Source organism: Mycobacterium sp. IDUB_39 (genome assembly GCF_055419205.1).
The window spans coordinates 98,282-115,796 of the sequence record NZ_JBVAXF010000001.1 but is presented as its reverse complement, the minus strand read 5'-3'; the positions used below and the strand labels follow the sequence as shown (position 1 = coordinate 115,796).

The following is a 17,515-nucleotide window of genomic DNA, read 5'->3' as shown; positions in this document are numbered from 1 at the left end:
CACGTACTTCACCTTCTCCGGGGGTGTTTCGTCTATTGGCATGGATCGCATCTGGCAGTGGGTGTGGGATCGGTACGGAGCCAGGTATTCGTGGGCGTGTTGGGCGATCACGGTCCCCCTGGCGCTGCCGATCTATCTCGGTTGGTCGCTGGTCATCGTCGCTTTCGAGAGGTCTGATCGCTACATCGAGGCGGCCGCGGTGACCGCGGTCGCCGTGCTCGTGCACCTGTATGTGCTGATGCTTCCCGGTTGGGGTGGGGCCCGCCTCGTTGAGCGGTGGGCCGCTGGCGAGGACGTCGATCGAGAGAGCGCGCTGCGCGCCACTTACGCCTATGGGCGGAGAGTGATTGCGAGGGCGGTGGTCGCCACCTTTGTCTGGGCCGCGGCGCTGTTCGTTGGTGTCGGCATGATTGCCGGAGCCAGCGGGTCGCGACTCGTTCAGTACGCGATCATGGGCGCCATCGCCGCGACGGCTGGCCAGCTGATTACGGTGCACAGCTTCACCGAGGGAACGTTGCGGCCCATCAGGGCTGCTCTCACTTCGGGTGTGGGAATAGGTGATTCCCTGCCTCGCTCTCGCCCGACGTTCGCCGCGTGGACGATCGCGGCCATACCCGCGGTGGGGTTCGCGTTCACCGTCTTAGGCGCGTTGCTGGGAGACGTGTTCGATGTGGCGAGGCGTGGTCCTGTGCTCGCCGTCGTGCTCGGCGGTGCGCTGGTGGTTGTCAGCGGGCCATCGATTTGGGCCGCGTACTCGCCTCTCCTGCAACCCATTCGCGATCTGGCCGAGGGGACTGAGCGTGTGGCGGCCGGTGACTACAGCCAACGCCTACCGGTGGTGCAGGACGATGACCTCGGTGCGCTGGCGGCGTCGTTCAACCGAATGCAGGCGGGTTTGGCTGAGCGGCAACGACTTCAGGCCGCGTTCGGCACCTACGTCGACCCGGGCTTGGCGGCGCGGCTACTGGAGCAGGGTGATGACGTGTTCACCGGGGAGCGGCGCCAGGTGACGGTGATGTTCGTTGACATCCGGGACTTCACGCCGTTCGCGGAGGCGAACACGGCTGAGGACGCCGTGGCTCGGCTCAACGCGCTGTTCGAGATCGTGGTGCCCGCCGTCGTGGACGGGGGTGGGCACGTCAACAAGTTCCTCGGCGACGGCGCGCTGGCCGTCTTCGGCGCCCCCAACGATCTCGCGAATCATGCCGACGAGGCGGTGCGCGCCGCGGTACTGATTCAAGGCCTGGTGGGCGAGCGGTTCGGCGGCGCGCTGCGGATCGGTGTCGGGATCAACACCGGTGTGGTGATCGCGGGCACCATCGGTGGCGGCGGGAAGCTTGAGTTCACGTTGATCGGTGACACCGTCAATGTCGCCGCCCGCGTCGAGCAGCTCACGAAGGCCACCGGTGATGCGATCCTGCTCACCGGTCACTGCGTCGACGCACTCGTGGCTCGGCCACCCGGGCTGACCGAGCGGGGATCCCATGTCCTGAAAGGTAAGTCAGCCCCGGTGCAGGTCTATGGCCTCAACCCAACGGCGTGACCTGACCAGTTCAGCGGCGGACCAAGCCGGAATCGCCCACGTTGTGCAGCAGCCCCGTCGGATCCAGGCCGTCCCACAGGCTGATGTACAGCAATTCCTTCGCGGCGAAAGCGGCTTCCTCGACATTGAGCAGGTCGGCGATCTGGTCGTAGCCGTAGAACAGGATCGATAGCGGCCCAGTGGTGAGGAGCAGTTGATTGATGGCGATTTGTGCGCCTGCCCTGTCGCCACCGATCGCCTGGATGATCGCCGGGATTACCTGAGTGATCGGGACGACGGCGTTGACGAACGGCACCATCTGGCTTGTCCGGTAGACGAACTCGAAGGCCTCGCGGAAAATCGGGTCCACCTCGTTGGGGAGGGCGGACATGATGATGTTGCGGGCCTCAAGCAATGACTTCGGCATCGAGGTGGGATCGGGATCGTTCGCGCGGAACGGGTCTGACCCCGGGTCGTCGGTGGTTGCGGCGATGGCACTGGTCGCGGCGGCAAGAATGACTTCCGGGGCACTCTGGGATGGCGCCGACGTCGGGGTCGACGGCGACAGGGGGAGGCCCGAGTCGCCTCTGTTGTGCAGGAGTGCAAAGGGATCGAGGACGTTCCAGGTCGTCGAGTAGAACCACTCCTTGAGAACCTGCGCCTCGTACTCGAGGTTGATGAGGTCGGCGACCTCGTCGTAGGCGTAGTACAGCACCGAAACCGGGTGCAAGGTCACGATGAGGTTGTTGACGATGCTCTGAGCGGCGGCCCGGACAACCGTCGGGTCAGCGCTGGCCAGGTTCGGGAGCTGGTTGACGATGGTGATGGCCGGGATCACCGCGTTGACGAACGGGATCATCTGACTGACCCGGAACCCGGCTTCGAAGCCCTCACGGACGAACGGCTTGAGGAACGGCGCGGGGTCGAAGGCCTTGATGATGGCCTTCTCGACATCCCAGATCTGGCCCGGCATGTCGTTGGGGGCCGGCTCGGGCGGCATCGGCCGGAACGGATTCAGGCTCCACGGCACCGGTGCAGCGGCGGCCTTGGGTGCCGGCTCCTCCACAAGGTCAATGACCGGTTCTGGCTCGACCTCGGTCAGCAGCGCGAGCGGCTTGGACGGTGTCTCGGGGACAGTGGACGGCGACGTCGAGGGGGCCGCCGTGACGTCCTCGGCTGCCACGTCCTCGGTGGCCGCGGTGGCCTCGGCAGGGTCGAGCTTGTCGGGCTTCTTCGCGTTCGCGCGAAGGAGGTTCGCAAGCTTTTCGCCGTGCTTGATCACGGTCTTCACGTTGCCGCCGCTTGCCGCGACGGATGTCACCGGCGCGTTGCCGGCTGACGACGACGGGCTCGTCGACCCGCCTGCACTCGACCCGCCCGGACTCGACTCGACAGCCTCATCGTCGACGGCGTCATCACGGCCCGACCCGACTGTGCTCACGGGCTTGGTGTCGGGACCCTTGTTCGGCTGCGAACCACCGTCGTTGGGTGTTTGTGCAGCAGGTGTCGACTGTGTCGCGCTTGATGTCGATCCGTCGTCCGCCCCGGTATCCGCGCCGGCGACGCCAGCCCCGTTAGCCATGGCCGCACCGATGCCGAGTGTGACGGCGCCTGCGCCCAGCCAGGCGTACCGAGCAATCCTTGGCTCCGACGGGGCACGATGCTTGCCACTCTTGCGATGGGTGCGATGCGACGCCGAATGGGCTGCCATTCGTGATCCTTTGTTGTCGTAGCTAAGGAAGCTGAGAACAGTGTCTCAGCGAACGCAAAGACAGCCCTGTATAGCATATTTCGGTCGCTTAGCCCCGACTGAGTCCAGCCCATCGTTGACGCTCGTGCAACCTAGTGGCGTCAACGTCGCGGTCACTGCGATGTGGTGGTGATGCGAACCTCTGAGGTCAGGGTCTGATGAACCGGGCAACGCTGCGCGATCTGCAGTAGCCGTTGCCGTTGAGCCTCGTCGAGATTGCCCACCAATTCGACGTGGAGATCAATCTGGTTGATCCATCCCTTCTTGGTCTCGCAATCGGCACAGTCCTCGGCGTGAATGCGTTGGTGTCGCAGTGTGACTCGAACGCGCTCGAGCGGCCAGCCCTTCCCGTTGGCGTACATCCGTACCGTCATGGACGTACATGACCCGAGGCTGGCCAGCAGCAGATCGTAGGGTGTTGGCCCCGCGTCGTCGCCGACCGGAAGTGGCTCGTCGGCGACGAGCCGGTGGCGCCCGAGGGTGATCTGCTGTGTGTAGGTCCCAGAACCTGCCTCCGTCACGGTGACCGTGTCCTCGGAGGACGCCGCGGGATCGCCAGTCTGGTCGTCTGTCATGCACCTCTCCTCGGCGGAGCTAACGCCCGAGCCCGGGCGAATCCGATGGTCGCACGTTCGAGGGCTGGAGAGCGGGCCATTGACTCACCGATGGAACACGAAGAACCCCACCCCGGTCGCCCGGGATGGGGTTCTCTGCGTTGGTCGTGGATCAGGCGGAGCGGCGAATTCCCCTCTTGAGCAACAGCTCGCGCTCGGCCTCGCTGAGGCCGCCCCAGATTCCGTATGGCTCACCGACACCGAGTGCGTGCGAACGGCACTGTGCGATCACCGGGCAGGCGCGGCACATCTCCTTGGCGCGCATCTCGCGTTGCGCGCGGGCGCGACCGCGTTCCCCGTCGGGGTGGAAGAACACCGATGACTCGACGCCCCGGCAAAGCCCTTGCATTTGCCAATCCCAGATATCGGCGTTGGGTCCAGGCAGCTGCTGTGGCTGTGGCATTGGGAAATCCCCTCTCTACGCGATTCTTTCGCAATTATGAGAATGCGCGAGGTCGTAAAACCGTTTCGAGTACATGTCGCCGATGACAACTCGTGCACACAACGTAGAAGGACTCACGAAATCCAGTCAAGGGCCCGCGCAAGCGCTCAGGGGTGTATCCGCTGCTCGAGAATTTACGTCACGTTCATCTTTGCCACTGGACTGCAATCCCAAACATGGTTGCGGAAATTCAAGATCAAGACGTTCGGCCGTGTTTTCGCTGTTGGTGACGAACGGTGTCGTGCGGTGCGTTGTCGCCCCTCAGTAGGCAGTTGACATCGAATTAACATTTGGTCCATCAAGAGTTAACCAATGTTGAGTTGGCAACACTTTCTCGGCGTGTATCCGCCGGTACCGGGTTCTTGGGGCCTGGTTTAGCCGGTGTTGATAGCGTGCGGATTCGATGACTACGTTGTCCGACGCTGCGTTCGGGGCCGTGCCGGGCCACTGGCCGTTGCCCACCGCGCACTCCGCCGTCGACCTCTGGCACCGGGCGGTCGCGGCGGGTGGCCAGGGCCGTTACGCCAGCGCTCTGGCCGATCTCGAGACGTTGGGCCGGGCCACGGCGGCGGGGCCGTCCATGACGTCGGCGGCGGGGCCGCTGCCGTCGCTTGCGCTCAGCACCAGGGCTTCGTTCCTGCGCCAGCTCGGCGGCCACGAGGCAGCCAGGGTGTGGGACGGCCGGGCGTGGGCTCAGGCCGGCGGTGACCTCGAGGCGGAGGCCGATGCGCTCATCGGACTGGCCGCCGACGCGCTCGGCGTTGGCCGGTTCGCGGCGTCGGCCCGACTGCTCCGAAGGGCGCGCGACACCTTGGCGCGCGGCTCGGCGTGTGGCCTCGCGGCGCGCATTCCCGTCCGGTTGGCGTGGGTGTCCGCCGAGCTGGCGATGGTGACCGGTGAGGGGGGAGCGGCGGTCGACCATGCCGAGCGGGCCGTCACGCTGGCCGGAAGCACCGGTTCGATGCGACACGCCGTGAAGTCAGAGGTCGTGTTGGCCGCCGCGCTGTGTTGCAGCGGCGAGACATCCGCATCCAGCCGTGTCGCCGATGCGGCCCTCGGTCTCGCGCAGCGTCTGGGTCTGGTACCGCTGAGCTGGGCCTTGGCGTGTTTGCTTGCCGATGTCGGCAGCGCCACGAACACGCCGGAGGACATCGCCACCATTCGTGACGTGTCCGCAGATACGGTACGTCGCAGGGGCGGCGCATGGACGGTCCGCTGATTCTGCCCGCTGCAACGGGATCATTAGTCTTTATCTGAGCATGGGGATTGCGCCCCATCCGTAACGCTGGAGAGATCGCGCACGATGACAATTTCGGGAGATGGTCTCGATGCTGTCGTTGCTCAGGCGGTGGCTGGCGATCGAGACGCGCTCCGGATAGTGCTGGAGACCATCCGCCCGATCATCGTCCGGTATTGCCGGGCGAGGATCGGAACCGCGGAACGAAGTGGTGTATCAGCTGACGACGTGGCTCAGGAGGTGTGCTTGGCCGCCATCACGGCGCTGCCGCGCTATAGGGATCAGGGACGACCGTTCCTGGCCTTCGTCTATGGCATCGCCGCACACAAGGTTGCTGACTCCCACCGCGCTGCTGGGCGTAACAAGAGCGATGCAACCGACACCCTGCCGGATCGGCCGTCGAGAGATGCCGGGCCCGAGCAGATGGCGATCGACTCCGAGTCGGCCGCCCGGATGGACAAGCTGCTAGCCACCCTGCCCGAGAAGCAGCGCGAGATCGTGATCCTGCGCGTCGTCGTCGGAATGAGCGCCGAGGAGACCGCCGAGGCGGTCGGTAGTACGGCGGGCGCCGTCCGTGTGGCACAGCACCGCGCACTGGCGCGGCTGAAGGCCGAAATCGTAGCGACGGGACCCGACCATGGCTGATTACGGTCGCTGGTCCTCCAACGGGGGAGACCCGTCGCTCAACGAGATCAACCGGGTCGACCAGTTCATCGAGGCGTTGAGCTCGAACGGACAGGCCTACTCGACCGATCGCGAAGAGGCAGAACTGGCGTTCCTGTTCGCCGACTGGCGCGATGGTGTCCGCGCGACGCCGACCTCCGTAACGATCACCGAGCAGGACGCCATCGAAGCCCTGCGTGCGGGGCAGCCCTCCACCCGACGTGTTGGCCGTGGGCATCTGGCCGTCGTCGGTTCCGCCGCCGCGGCCGTGTTATGCCTCGGCGGGTTCGGTGCGGCCGTCTACGGTGCGGCACCCGGCGACGGTCTGTATGGCGTGCGGACAATGTTCTTCGGCGACCAGAAGACCACCCGTGACGACCAGGTGGTGCTCGCTGCGCAGACCGAGCTGGCTCAGGTCCAACAACTGGTCGAGCAGGGCCAGTGGGAGCAGGCCCAGGACAAGCTGGTCGCGTTGTCGACCACCGTGCAGAGCGTCGAGCAGGTGGAGAGCAAGCACGACCTGATCGAGCAGTGGAACGCCCTGACCTACAAGGTCGTCGAGCAGAACCCCGCGGCGACGCTGCCACCGGTCGGGGAGCCCATGCCGGTCCTTCCCGACTCGCCGCTGACGCTGCTGCCCGTTCCGGTCATCGTCGACACGACATCGGTCCCGACGTCGGCCCCGGTATCACCGTCGGACACGTCGCTGCCGTCGTCACCGACTGATACCCCCGGACCCGAGGTGCTGCTCACGCCGCCGTCGGATTCCTCGCTGCCGGCAACCTCGCCGCCGACGAGCCCGACCGAGACGTCAACACCGCCGAGTTCAACACCGCCGAGTTCGACACCGACCAGTTCGGTGCCGACCTCGACGACGACCTCGCCACCCAGCACGACGACCACGACGGCTCCGACGACCACGACGGCTCCGACGACGACAACAGCTCCGACGACGACGGCTCCGACCACAACGGCTCCGACCACAACGGCCACCAAGGCCGCGACGTCCACCGTGACCGCCACGACGACGGTGCCAACGGCTCCAGTCGCCGAAGCGCCGCCCCCGGTGAGCCAAGCCCCGGCCGCGGAGCCGAGTCAGCCCGCCAGTGCGCCCAAAACGGCGGTCACGACGTCGGCGGCGCCGTCGACGGTGCGCGAGGAGTCGACCGACGCTGTCGAGAAGAGCGACGCACCCGTCACGACCACAGTCGTGGCACCGGGTGGCGGTGAATGAGCTGAGCGGTTACGCCGTCAGCGATAGCCGTCGGAGTCCGACGATGTCGCCTCGTTGAGCGACGCATCCGCATAACCGCGGCAGTAGTCCCACGTCACGTAGGCATCGGGCTCCGGATCGTAGGCCGGCTCATGGGGGCGGACCGTACCGTCGACCAGAAGCTGCAGCAGGTTTGCACGCAGCATGTCCCAGTCGTGGTAGTGGTCTTGCTGACACTCGTCGCAGCAGACCACCAGGCCACGAATGCCCTTGTGGGCCAATAGAGCCTCGTATACCGCCAGGTCGGCGAGATCGGCCTCGACCGCGATGCGTTCCTGCGGGTCCAGGGGCTGGCCGGGCTCGATCGCATCGAGCGCAGCTGACGGATCACATGGGTCGTCGGCGAACGGGTCCGGCGGCAGACCCGGCGGCAGGTGATCACGCACGGTTCCACACTACGCAGCGGCGCGGCCATCGCGCCAGCCGTCCACTCCGTCGTGGGGGAGTGTTGGCGTCGGATTCCAAGATCAGCTGAGCGTGATCTGGCGTGAACCAGATCACGTGGGTACGTGCCGATAAGATGGACACCTAAACGTCTCTATGTGCCCCGCTTTGGGAGGCCTCACCCATGTCGATCGCTGAACGTAGTTTTCCTCTCGCCGTTCCGGTGCCCACCGGCGGCGACGACCCGACCAAGATTGCGATGCTCGGGCTCACGTTCGACGACGTGCTCCTGCTTCCCGCCGCCTCGGACGTGATTCCCGCGAACGTGGACACGTCCAGCCAGCTGACCCGCAAGATCCGGCTGCGCGTCCCACTGGTGAGTTCCGCGATGGACACCGTCACCGAGGCCCGGATGGCGATTGCGATGGCGCGGGCGGGCGGCATGGGTGTCCTGCACCGCAACGTGTCGGTCGCCGAGCAGGCCGGCCAGGTCGAGACGGTCAAGCGCTCCGAGGCGGGCATGGTCACCGACCCCGTGACGTGCTCGCCCGAGAACACACTGGCCGAGGTCGACGCCATGTGTGCCCGGTTCCGGATCTCCGGTCTGCCCGTGGTGGACCCGGCAGGGGCGCTCGTCGGCATCATCACCAACCGCGACATGCGTTTCGAAGCCGATATGAGCAAGCCCGTCGCCGAGGTGATGACCAAGGCGCCGCTGATCACCGCGCAGGAGGGTGTCACCGCTGACGCCGCGCTCGGCCTGTTGCGCCGGCACAAGATCGAGAAGCTGCCGATCATCGACGGCCACGGAAAGCTGACGGGCCTCATCACCGTCAAGGACTTCGTCAAGACCGAGCAGTTCCCGCTAGCCACGAAGGACAGCGACGGCCGGCTACTGGTCGGTGCGGCCGTCGGAGTCGGCGGCGATGCGCGCGACCGTGCGATGGCACTGGCGGACGCCGGCGTCGACGTGCTGATCGTGGACACCGCGCATGCGCACAACCGCGGCGTGCTCGACATGGTCGCGTGGGTCAAGTCCACGGTGGGCGACCGCGTGGAGGTGGTGGGCGGCAATATCGCCACCCGTGCCGCAGCCGCTGCGTTGGTCGAGGCAGGCGCAGACGCGGTGAAGGTGGGCGTCGGGCCCGGCTCGATCTGCACCACGCGCGTCGTCGCGGGGGTCGGCGCACCGCAGATCACCGCGATCCTGGAGGCCACGGCGGCATGCGCGCCGCACGGTGTGCCGGTGATCGCCGACGGTGGCCTGCAGTACTCGGGTGACATCGCGAAGGCACTCGCTGCGGGTGCCTCGACCGCGATGCTGGGCTCATTGCTGGCCGGCACCGCCGAGTCCCCGGGTGACCTCATCTTCGTCAATGGCAAGCAGTTCAAGAGCTACCGAGGCATGGGGTCGTTGGGCGCGATGCAGACCCGGGGCACCCAGAAGTCCTACTCAAAGGACCGCTACTTCCAGGACGACGTGCTGAGCGAGGACAAGCTGGTCCCCGAGGGCATCGAGGGCAGGGTTCCGTTCCGCGGTCCGCTGTCCACCGTCATCCACCAGTTGACGGGTGGTCTGCGCGCGGCCATGGGCTACACGGGCGCGGCCACCATCGAGCAGTTGCAGCAGGCGCAGTTCGTGCAGATCACCGCGGCCGGTCTCAAGGAGAGTCATCCGCACGACATCACGATGACGGTCGAAGCACCCAACTACTACGCCCGTTAGGGCCGGGGGAATCTAGTCAGCATGCGTGACATGGTTGAAATCGGGTTGGGCAGAAACGCCCGACGGACCTATGAACTCGACGACATCAACATCGTGCCGTCGAGGCGTACCCGGTCCTCGCAGGACGTGTCGACAACATGGCAGCTCGATGCCTACCGCTTCGAGATCCCGGTCGTCTCCCATCCCACCGACGCCCTGGTCTCGCCCGAGTTCGCCATCGAACTGGGCAAGCAGGGCGGACTGGGCGTGCTCAACGGCGAGGGCCTGATCGGCAGGCACGCCGACGTCGAGGCCAGGGTCGCCGAGGTCATCGAGGTCGCGGCCAAGGAGCCTGATCCGACGGCGGCGATCCGGATGCTTCAGCAGTTGCACGCCGCCCCCCTGGATCCCGAGCTGCTCGGTGCCGCGGTCATGCGCATCCGAGACGCCGGCGTTGTCACCGCGGTGCGGGTCAGCCCGCAGAACGCGCAGGCACTGACCCCTACGCTGGTGGCGGCAGGTATCGACCTGCTGGTCATCCAGGGCACCATCATCTCGGCCGAGCGGGTCGCGTCCGATGGCGAACCGCTGAACCTCAAGACATTCATCTCCGAACTGGACGTGCCCGTCGTGGCTGGCGGCGTGCTCGATCACCGCACGGCGCTGCATCTGATGCGCACCGGAGCCGCAGGCGTCATCGTCGGCTACGGGTCCACCTGGGGTGTCACGACCAGTGATGAGGTGCTGGGCATCAGCGTGCCGATGGCGACCGCGATCGCCGACGCCGCCGCCGCGCGGCGGGAATACCTCGATGAGACCGGCGGCCGCTACGTGCACGTGCTCGCCGACGGCGACATCCACACCTCAGGCGAGCTGGCCAAGGCCATCGCGTGCGGCGCCGACGCCGTGGTGCTGGGCACACCGCTCGCCGCTGCCGAGGAGTCGCAGGGCGGCGGCTGGTTCTGGCCGTCGGCCGCCGCGCACCCGTCATTGCCGCGTGGCGCCCTGCTGCAGGTCGCGTTGGGCGAGCGGCCGTCCTTGGCGCAGGTGCTGTCCGGGCCGTCCGATGACCCGTTCGGGTCGCTGAACCTGGTGGGCGGTCTACGCCGGGCGATGGCCAAGGCCGGGTACTGCGATCTCAAGGAATTCCAGAAGGTCGGTCTGGCCGTCGGCAGCTAGCTTTACAAGTTAGGGTCCCCTGTCTAGCTAGTTACCCGTCGGTAAGTTCATACTGTTGGCATGGATCCTGACTACGACGTCCTGATCATCGGCTCGGGCTTCGGGGGCAGCGTCAGCGCGCTGCGGCTCACCGAGAAGGGCTACCGAGTCGGCGTGCTGGAGGCCGGTCGGCGCTATGAGGACGCGGACTTCGCGAAGACATCGTGGAACCTGCGCAAGTTCCTCTGGGCGCCGCAGTTCGGCATGTACGGCATCCAGCGCATCCATCTTCTGCGCAACGTGATGATCCTGGCCGGCGCCGGTGTCGGCGGCGGATCGCTCAACTACGCCAACACGCTGTACGTGCCGCCGGACCCGTTCTTCAACGACGCGCAGTGGAAGGACATCACCGACTGGCGTGCCGAACTCATGCCGCACTACGACCAGGCTCAGCGGATGCTCGGCGTCGTGACCAACCCGACTTTCACCGACGCCGACCGCATCATGAAGGAGGTCGCCGACGATATGGGCGTGGGCGACACGTTCGTCCCGACGCCCGTCGGTGTGTTCTTCGGGCCCGATGGCGAGAAGGTGCCGGGCAAGACGGTGCCCGACCCGTACTTCGGCGGTGCGGGCCCAGCGCGAACCGGCTGCCTGGAGTGCGGAGCATGTATGACCGGCTGCCGGTACGGCGCCAAGAACACTCTGCTCAAGAACTACCTGGGACTGGCGGAATCGGCTGGCGCACAGGTGCATCCGCTGACCATCGTCACCGGTTTCGAGCAACGGCCAGACGGGCTGTGGGAGGTGCGCACCGCGCGCACCGGCAGCAAGCTGCGTCGCAGGCGCAAGACGTTCACGGCGCGCCACGTCGTCCTCGCCGCTGGCACCTACGGCACACAGAAGCTGTTGTTCAAGATGCGTGACAAGGGCAAGCTGCCCAAGCTGTCGGACAAGCTCGGCGTGCTGACGCGGACCAACTCGGAGTCCATCGTCGGCGCCGCCACCCTGAAGGTCACCGGCGAGTACGACCTCACCCACGGTGTGGCGATCACGTCGTCGATCCACCCGACGAGCGACACCCACGTCGAACCCGTGCGCTACGGCAAGGGCTCGAACGCGATGGGTCTGCTGCAGACACTGATGACCGACGGCACCGGACCGCAGGGCACTGACACCCCGCGGTGGCGGCAGCTGCTGGATCAGGCGGGCGAGGATCCCAAGCAGATGCTGCGGATGCTCAACCCCCGGCAGTGGAGCGAGCGCACAGTGATCGCGCTGGTCATGCAGCACCTGGACAACTCGATCACCACCTTCACCAGGAAGACGAAGTTCGGCTTCCGCATGCTCGACAGCAAGCAGGGCCATGGAGAGCCGAACCCGACGTGGATTCCGGCGGGCAACGAGGTCACCCGGCGCATCGCCAAGAAGATCAACGGCGTTGCCGGCGGCACGTGGGGCGAGCTTTTCAACATCCCGCTGACCGCGCACTTCCTCGGTGGCGCCGCGATCGGTGACAGCCCCGAGCACGGTGTCATCGACCCGTATCAGCGGGTGTACAACTACCCGACGCTGCACGTCATGGACGGCGCGTCGATCTCGGCCAACCTCGGGGTGAACCCGTCGCTGTCGATCACCGCGCAGGCTGAGCGGGCCGCCTCGCTCTGGCCCAACAAGGGTGAGAACGATCTGCGACCCGATCAGGGGGACCCCTACCGCAGGCTGGCGCCGGTCGAGCCCGGACATCCGGTCGTGCCGGCGACAGCGCCTGCGGCCCTGCGGCGGTTGCCGATCGAACCGGTCAGCTCCGCCGGCTGACCGAGCGGTTCAGCTCGCCATGAGCAGCGCCGCATCGGCGAGCGGACGGCTGGACTGCCCGTGCACGTCGACGGGCACGTCGCCGGTCAGCGTCACCCGGTGCATGATGCGGCGCTGATCGTCGTAGTCGTCGACCGCGCGGTGCTGGGTGGCCCGGTTGTCCCACATGGCGACGTCGCCAGGTGCCCAGTTCCACCGGATGGTGTTCTCGGGCATCGTGATCCGACGCTGCAGCAGCTCGAGCAGGGTTTGTGACTCGTGGCTGTCCAGGCCGAGGAATCCGCGGACGAAGTCACCGGCCAGCAGCGTGCGCTCGCCGGTCTCGGGATGAACTCGTACCACCGGGTGCTCGGTGCGGAAGTCGGGCTTCTCGAATGCGGCCCGCATCCGCTGTTGCTCCTCGTTCAGGGCGCCCGCCGGTGCGGCGGCGTAGTCGAACCGGTTGCTGTGCACGGCCCACAGATTCTCGGTGAGTGCTTTCAGCGGTGCAGGCAGCGCGTCATAGGCCGCCACCGTGGATGCCCAGAGCGTCGAGCCGCCGTATTCGGGCAGTGTCACCGCGCGCAGGATCGACGCGGCGGGGTAGTCGGGGACGAACGTGACATCGGTATGCCAGCGGGTTGCCTTGGCGTACTCGGAGTCGAGTGGCGTGATGAGCGGCGCGCTGTCCTGCTTGAGGGCGTGGTGACCGACCGGGGTTCCCATCAGTCGAGCGAACGCGTGCTGGCGTTCGTCGTCGAGGTGGTTCTGGCCGCGGAAGAAGATCACGCGGTGTTCGAGCAGGGCGGCGCGGATGGTCGCCACGGTGTCCTGCGACAGGTCGCCGCCGAGTGCCACCTCATCGACGCGGGCGCCGATTCGACTGCCGAGTTTGGTGATAGTCGGGGCCGATGTCATGTGGTCTCCTCGTTCGCTCGGTGCGGTGTAGTCAAGTGACTACACGTTGCCTGGACTAGTGTAGCCAGATGACTACACGGCCGCCATCCAAGCGGGTCACGGCCCCGGTGGGGCGCGATGAAGTGGCGGCAGCGGTGCTCGAGGCCGCATCCGAGTTGTTCGCCGAACGGGGGCCGGCCGCGACCTCGATCCGCGATATCGCGGCACGGTCGAAGGTCAATCACGGGCTGGTTTTCCGTCACTTCGGCACCAAGGACCGCCTCGTGGGTGCGGTTCTCGATCACCTCGCAGGTAACCTCACCGGCCTGCGTCACGCCGGCGCGGGGCAGGCGGAGATCGAACAGGCTGTTGACCGACACTCTCGGGTGGTGGCTCGCGCTCTGCTGGATGGCTATCCGGCGGGGCAGTTGCAGACCAGCTTCCCGAATCTGGCGGATCTGCTCGAGCAGCTCAGCCCGCGCTTCGATGACGACACCAGCGCCAGGCTCGCGGCAGCGAACGTCGTTGCACTGCAAATTGGCTGGCAGCTCTTCCAGCCGTTTCTGCGTACCGCCCTCGGTCTGGACGCAGTCGACGACGCCGTCCTGCGCGAGTCCATCGACAAGGCGGCAGCCGACCTTGTCGAACCGCACTGACGTATGCGTCAGTAAACGCCCGCCAGGGACCGACCTGCTTTGTTAGTTTCTGTCGATGGTTGTCATTTCAAACAGTCGGCGAACTCGACGGGTCGCGATCTGTCTGGCCACCGCGGCTGCCTTCTTCGGTGCTGCCTGCGGATCGGCCTCGCCCCCGGCTGAGACGGCAAGTGCTGCAGCCGCTGAGTCGAACTGGGGTTGCACCGAGGTCGCCCGGCCGAAGCCCGGTGGGGACCGCGCGAAGGTTGAGGCGTCCACTGACAATGGGGCCGCGCGGGACGACCAGGACGGACCCAACGAGTACAGCGGGGTCTACGGCGACCCCGACGCCGCCACCCGGAACTGGGAGCAGCAGTCCGAGGGTGACTGCGGGCTGATGGCAACGCGGGCCGTCATCGGTGAGATCATCGACCAGCCCCCGACCGAGCGGCAGATCATCGATCTGGCGGCGGATACGCCGAGTAAGTGCTCACCGGGTGACCCGGTGTACGACGAGAGCATCGACCCTGCCGACGGCGGCGTCGGCCACGGGACGTGCACGAAAGACCTGCTGCTGCTGTTGGATCACTACGGAATCGGCGCGGTCTACACCAACGACTTCGTCGCGGACGATGGCGGGCAGGAGACGGGCATCGAGGCGCTCATGGACTACCTGGGCAATGGTCAGCAGGCCATCGTGTGCGTGAACTCGAAGATCATCTGGGACACCGAGGGTGACCGAACCAACTGCGGTCATCTGGTCACCGTCGCGGCGATCGACGTCGACAACGACATCGTCTACCTCGGGGACAGCGGTGGCGAGGACACCCGCGGTGAACAGGTGAACATGGACGTGTTCGAGCAGGCGTGGCAGACCGGTGACCACGAACTCGTTGTCACCAATCCCCGCTGATTGGGTCCCACTAGACTGACCGGGTGGAATCTGCAGCCCCCCGTCCCGTCCTGGTCGTCGACTTCGGCGCGCAGTACGCGCAGCTCATCGCGCGACGTGTCCGCGAAGCGCGGGTCTACTCCGAGGTGATCCCGCACAGCGCGACCATCGAGGAGATCAAGGCCAAGGATCCCCAGGCGATCGTCCTGTCCGGCGGACCCGCCAGCGTGTACGCCGAGGGTGCACCTCGGCTCGACCCGGCGTTGTTCGATCTCGGGATCCCGGTCTTTGGCATCTGCTACGGCTTCCAGGCGATGGCCCAGGCGCTCGGTGGCACCGTCGCACACACCGGCACCAGCGAGTACGGCCGAACGACACTCAATGTCACCGGGGGACAACTGCATTCGGACCTGCCCGATGCGCAGCCGGTATGGATGAGCCACGGTGATGCCGTCACCGAGGCGCCCGCCGGCTTCGATGTCGTCGCCAGCAGTGCAGGCGCTCCTGTGGCGGCGTTCGAGGACCGCGGCCGTCGCCTCGCCGGGGTGCAGTACCACCCCGAGGTTCTGCACACACCGCACGGGCAGCAGATTCTGAGCCGGTTCCTGCACGAATTCGCTGGGATCGGCGCGACGTGGACCGCGGCCAATATCGCCGACGCACTCGTCGAACAGGTCCGCACCCAGATCGGCGACGGCCGGGCGATCTGTGCGCTGTCCGGCGGCGTGGACTCCGCGGTTGCGGCGGCGATAGTCCAGAAGGCCATCGGTGACCGCCTGACGTGTGTGTTCGTGGACCACGGTCTGCTGCGCGCCGGCGAGCGCGGTCAGGTGCAACGCGACTTCGTCGCGGCCACGGGCGCGAAACTCGTCACGGTCGACGCCGAGGAGACCTTCCTCGAGGCGCTGTCCGGGGTGACCAACCCCGAGGGCAAGCGCAAGATCATCGGCCGCGAGTTCATCCGCGCGTTCGAGGGTGCGGTGCGCGATATCGTCGAGGACGGTGGGTCTGCCGACTCCGACGTCGAGTTCCTGGTCCAGGGCACGCTGTATCCGGACGTGGTGGAGTCGGGCGGCGGCACCGGTGCGGCCAACATCAAGAGCCACCACAACGTGGGTGGTCTGCCCGCGGATCTGAAGTTCAAGCTCGTCGAGCCGTTGCGGCTGCTGTTCAAGGACGAGGTGCGCGCCGTCGGGCGTGAACTCGGAGTGCCCGAGGAAATCGTTGCACGCCAGCCGTTCCCGGGACCGGGTCTGGCCATCCGGATCGTCGGCGAGGTGACGGCGCCGCGGCTGGACACGCTGCGTCGGGCGGACTCCATCGCGCGCGAGGAACTCACCGCGGCGGGCCTGGACAACCAGATCTGGCAGTGCCCGGTGGTGCTGCTGGCCGATGTCCGGTCCGTCGGTGTGCAGGGTGACGGACGCACCTACGGTCATCCGATCGTGCTGCGCCCGGTGTCGAGCGAGGACGCCATGACCGCGGACTGGACGCGGGTGCCCTACGAAGTGCTGGAACGCATCTCGACGCGGATCACCAATGAGGTGCCTGAGGTCAACCGGGTGGTGCTCGACGTGACGAGCAAGCCGCCGGGCACCATCGAGTGGGAGTGACGGCGGGGCTCAGGCCTCGGCTTCGCGCTCGGCCTCCTTGGCGATGAAGTCGCCGAGGATCTGACTCACTGCCGATTCGATGGTCGACTCGATCGAGAAGGCCAGCGTCGCCGTCACCGCACTGACCGCTTGGGTGCGGAACCGCACCAGCATCGTGATCAGTTCGGCGAGTTCGGTATCCGGTGGCAGCACCGCACCGGGCTTGAGTCGATCGACGACGTGCTCGACGCCGGCAGCCACGAGAAGCCCGCTGATCTGGTCGATGAGCGGGGTGATCTGCTCGTGCAGGTCGACGAGCTTGGAGGTGGCGACACCGTACTCGTGGATCTCGTTGAAGATCTCGATCAGCTTGGGGCGCACCACGGTTATCCGGTCGGCGTCGTCGGGATCGCGTTTGAGCACCCCGTTGCCGAGCATCCGCTCGAAAGCGTCATCGTCATCGACCAGCTGCCTGGCCTCTGCCTCCGACATCCGCTCGGGCCGCTCGGTGGCCCAGCTGCCGGCGATCGCGGACTCCAGGCCGAGCATGTCGCCGAGGTCCTTGCCCTGCTCCCAGGCCGACAGCATCTCGTTCACGTGCGCGATGTTGTAGCCCCGCTCGAGCATCGAGGTGATGAGGCGTAGCCGTGTCAGGTGGGTGTCGTTGAACAGCGCGATGCGGCCGACTCGCAGCGGCGGATGCAACAGACCGCGGTCGCGGTACACCCTGATGTTGCGTGTGGTGGTGCCTGCCAGCCGGGCCAGCTCCTCGATGCGGTACTCGCCGGAGGACTCGATGCCATGCGGTTGGACCGCGGCGTCGAACAGCTGCGACACCGCGTTCTCGATGACGTCGCGGGAACCCCTTCGGATCTGGCGGGGTGCGCGACGCAACCCGCCCAGGATCGTCGAGATGGCACCCGCAGGCTGCCGAGGAGGCTTGGCTGGGGGCAT

Annotated in this window: 16 protein-coding genes; 10 read left to right on the top strand and 6 right to left on the bottom strand. The window is 66.6% G+C overall.

Annotated elements, in window-relative coordinates; genetic code table 11:
• Positions 1–40: 40 nt before the first annotated feature.
• Positions 41–1,543, top strand: coding sequence for an adenylate/guanylate cyclase domain-containing protein (locus tag ACZY0X_RS00545; RefSeq protein ID WP_463767673.1), 1,503 nt, complete (start codon positions 41–43; stop codon positions 1,541–1,543).
• A 10-nt stretch (positions 1,544–1,553) separates the two neighbouring features.
• Here the strand turns inward: ACZY0X_RS00545 and ACZY0X_RS00540 are convergent, their stop codons facing one another.
• The 3 genes from ACZY0X_RS00540 to ACZY0X_RS00530 all read right to left on the bottom strand — a co-directional run bounded on the left by ACZY0X_RS00540 (position 1,554) and on the right by ACZY0X_RS00530 (position 4,289).
• Positions 1,554–3,233: a hypothetical protein gene (locus ACZY0X_RS00540; RefSeq protein WP_463767672.1), complete on the bottom strand. Its 1,680-nt coding sequence runs from the start codon at positions 3,231–3,233 to the stop codon at positions 1,554–1,556.
• Positions 3,234–3,385: 152 nt separating this feature from the next.
• Positions 3,386–3,847, bottom strand: coding sequence for an OsmC family protein (locus ACZY0X_RS00535; protein ID WP_463767671.1), 462 nt, complete (start codon positions 3,845–3,847; stop codon positions 3,386–3,388).
• A gap of 151 nt (positions 3,848–3,998) precedes the next feature.
• A complete protein-coding gene (locus tag ACZY0X_RS00530; protein WP_241400682.1) occupies positions 3,999–4,289 on the bottom strand; it encodes a WhiB family transcriptional regulator in 291 nt (96 codons plus the stop codon).
• 442 nt (positions 4,290–4,731) lie between these two features.
• Between ACZY0X_RS00530 and ACZY0X_RS00525 the strand changes: the two genes are divergently transcribed.
• From ACZY0X_RS00525 to ACZY0X_RS00515, 3 genes are all read left to right on the top strand, one after another.
• Entirely contained in the window at positions 4,732–5,547 is an 816-nt protein-coding gene (locus ACZY0X_RS00525; protein WP_463767670.1) for a hypothetical protein, read from the top strand.
• An 84-nt stretch (positions 5,548–5,631) separates the two neighbouring features.
• Positions 5,632–6,210 (top strand): sigma-70 family RNA polymerase sigma factor, encoded by a 579-nt coding sequence (locus ACZY0X_RS00520; RefSeq protein WP_241400680.1) that lies wholly within the window; start codon positions 5,632–5,634, stop codon positions 6,208–6,210.
• Positions 6,203–7,462 carry an anti-sigma-D factor RsdA gene (locus ACZY0X_RS00515; protein WP_463767669.1) on the top strand — a complete coding sequence of 420 codons (1,260 nt, stop codon included), beginning with the start codon at positions 6,203–6,205 and terminating at the stop codon, positions 7,460–7,462. Before ACZY0X_RS00520 ends, ACZY0X_RS00515 begins: the two co-directional genes overlap by 8 nt.
• 17 nt (positions 7,463–7,479) lie before the next feature.
• Here ACZY0X_RS00515 and ACZY0X_RS00510 read toward each other — a convergent pair whose 3' ends face one another.
• The gene (locus ACZY0X_RS00510) at positions 7,480–7,887 is read right to left on the bottom strand and encodes a DUF5319 domain-containing protein (RefSeq protein ID WP_163918866.1); all 408 of its coding nucleotides are present in this window, start codon (positions 7,885–7,887) and stop codon (positions 7,480–7,482) included.
• A 182-nt stretch (positions 7,888–8,069) separates the two neighbouring features.
• Between ACZY0X_RS00510 and guaB the strand changes: the two genes are divergently transcribed.
• The 3 genes from guaB to ACZY0X_RS00495 are packed head-to-tail and all read left to right on the top strand — an operon-like array spanning position 8,070 to position 12,566.
• The gene (gene guaB, locus ACZY0X_RS00505) at positions 8,070–9,611 is read left to right on the top strand and encodes an IMP dehydrogenase (RefSeq protein WP_463767668.1); all 1,542 of its coding nucleotides are present in this window, start codon (positions 8,070–8,072) and stop codon (positions 9,609–9,611) included.
• Positions 9,612–9,641: 30 nt separating this feature from the next.
• Entirely contained in the window at positions 9,642–10,769 is a 1,128-nt protein-coding gene (locus ACZY0X_RS00500; protein WP_463767667.1) for a GuaB3 family IMP dehydrogenase-related protein, read from the top strand.
• A gap of 60 nt (positions 10,770–10,829) precedes the next feature.
• Complete coding sequence (locus ACZY0X_RS00495) at positions 10,830–12,566, top strand: FAD-dependent oxidoreductase (RefSeq protein ID WP_463767666.1); 1,737 nt, start codon at positions 10,830–10,832, stop codon at positions 12,564–12,566.
• Positions 12,567–12,575: 9 nt separating this feature from the next.
• Here the strand turns inward: ACZY0X_RS00495 and ACZY0X_RS00490 are convergent, their stop codons facing one another.
• The gene (locus ACZY0X_RS00490) at positions 12,576–13,463 is read right to left on the bottom strand and encodes a TauD/TfdA dioxygenase family protein (RefSeq protein ID WP_463767665.1); all 888 of its coding nucleotides are present in this window, start codon (positions 13,461–13,463) and stop codon (positions 12,576–12,578) included.
• A 68-nt stretch (positions 13,464–13,531) separates the two neighbouring features.
• Here ACZY0X_RS00490 and ACZY0X_RS00485 point away from each other — a divergent pair, with 68 nt between their 5' ends.
• Genes ACZY0X_RS00485 through guaA form a run of 3 tightly spaced genes read left to right on the top strand, consistent with a single transcriptional unit; the run spans position 13,532 to position 16,582 of the window.
• Positions 13,532–14,098 carry a TetR/AcrR family transcriptional regulator gene (locus ACZY0X_RS00485; RefSeq protein ID WP_463767664.1) on the top strand — a complete coding sequence of 189 codons (567 nt, stop codon included), beginning with the start codon at positions 13,532–13,534 and terminating at the stop codon, positions 14,096–14,098.
• A gap of 55 nt (positions 14,099–14,153) precedes the next feature.
• A complete protein-coding gene (locus ACZY0X_RS00480; RefSeq protein ID WP_463767663.1) occupies positions 14,154–14,990 on the top strand; it encodes a hypothetical protein in 837 nt (278 codons plus the stop codon).
• Between the two features lie 23 nt (positions 14,991–15,013).
• Positions 15,014–16,582 carry a glutamine-hydrolyzing GMP synthase gene (gene guaA, locus ACZY0X_RS00475; protein WP_463767662.1) on the top strand — a complete coding sequence of 523 codons (1,569 nt, stop codon included), beginning with the start codon at positions 15,014–15,016 and terminating at the stop codon, positions 16,580–16,582.
• Between the two features lie 9 nt (positions 16,583–16,591).
• On the opposite strand, the gene ACZY0X_RS00470 is transcribed toward guaA, so the two are convergent.
• A complete protein-coding gene (locus ACZY0X_RS00470; RefSeq protein ID WP_463767661.1) occupies positions 16,592–17,515 on the bottom strand; it encodes a MerR family transcriptional regulator in 924 nt (307 codons plus the stop codon).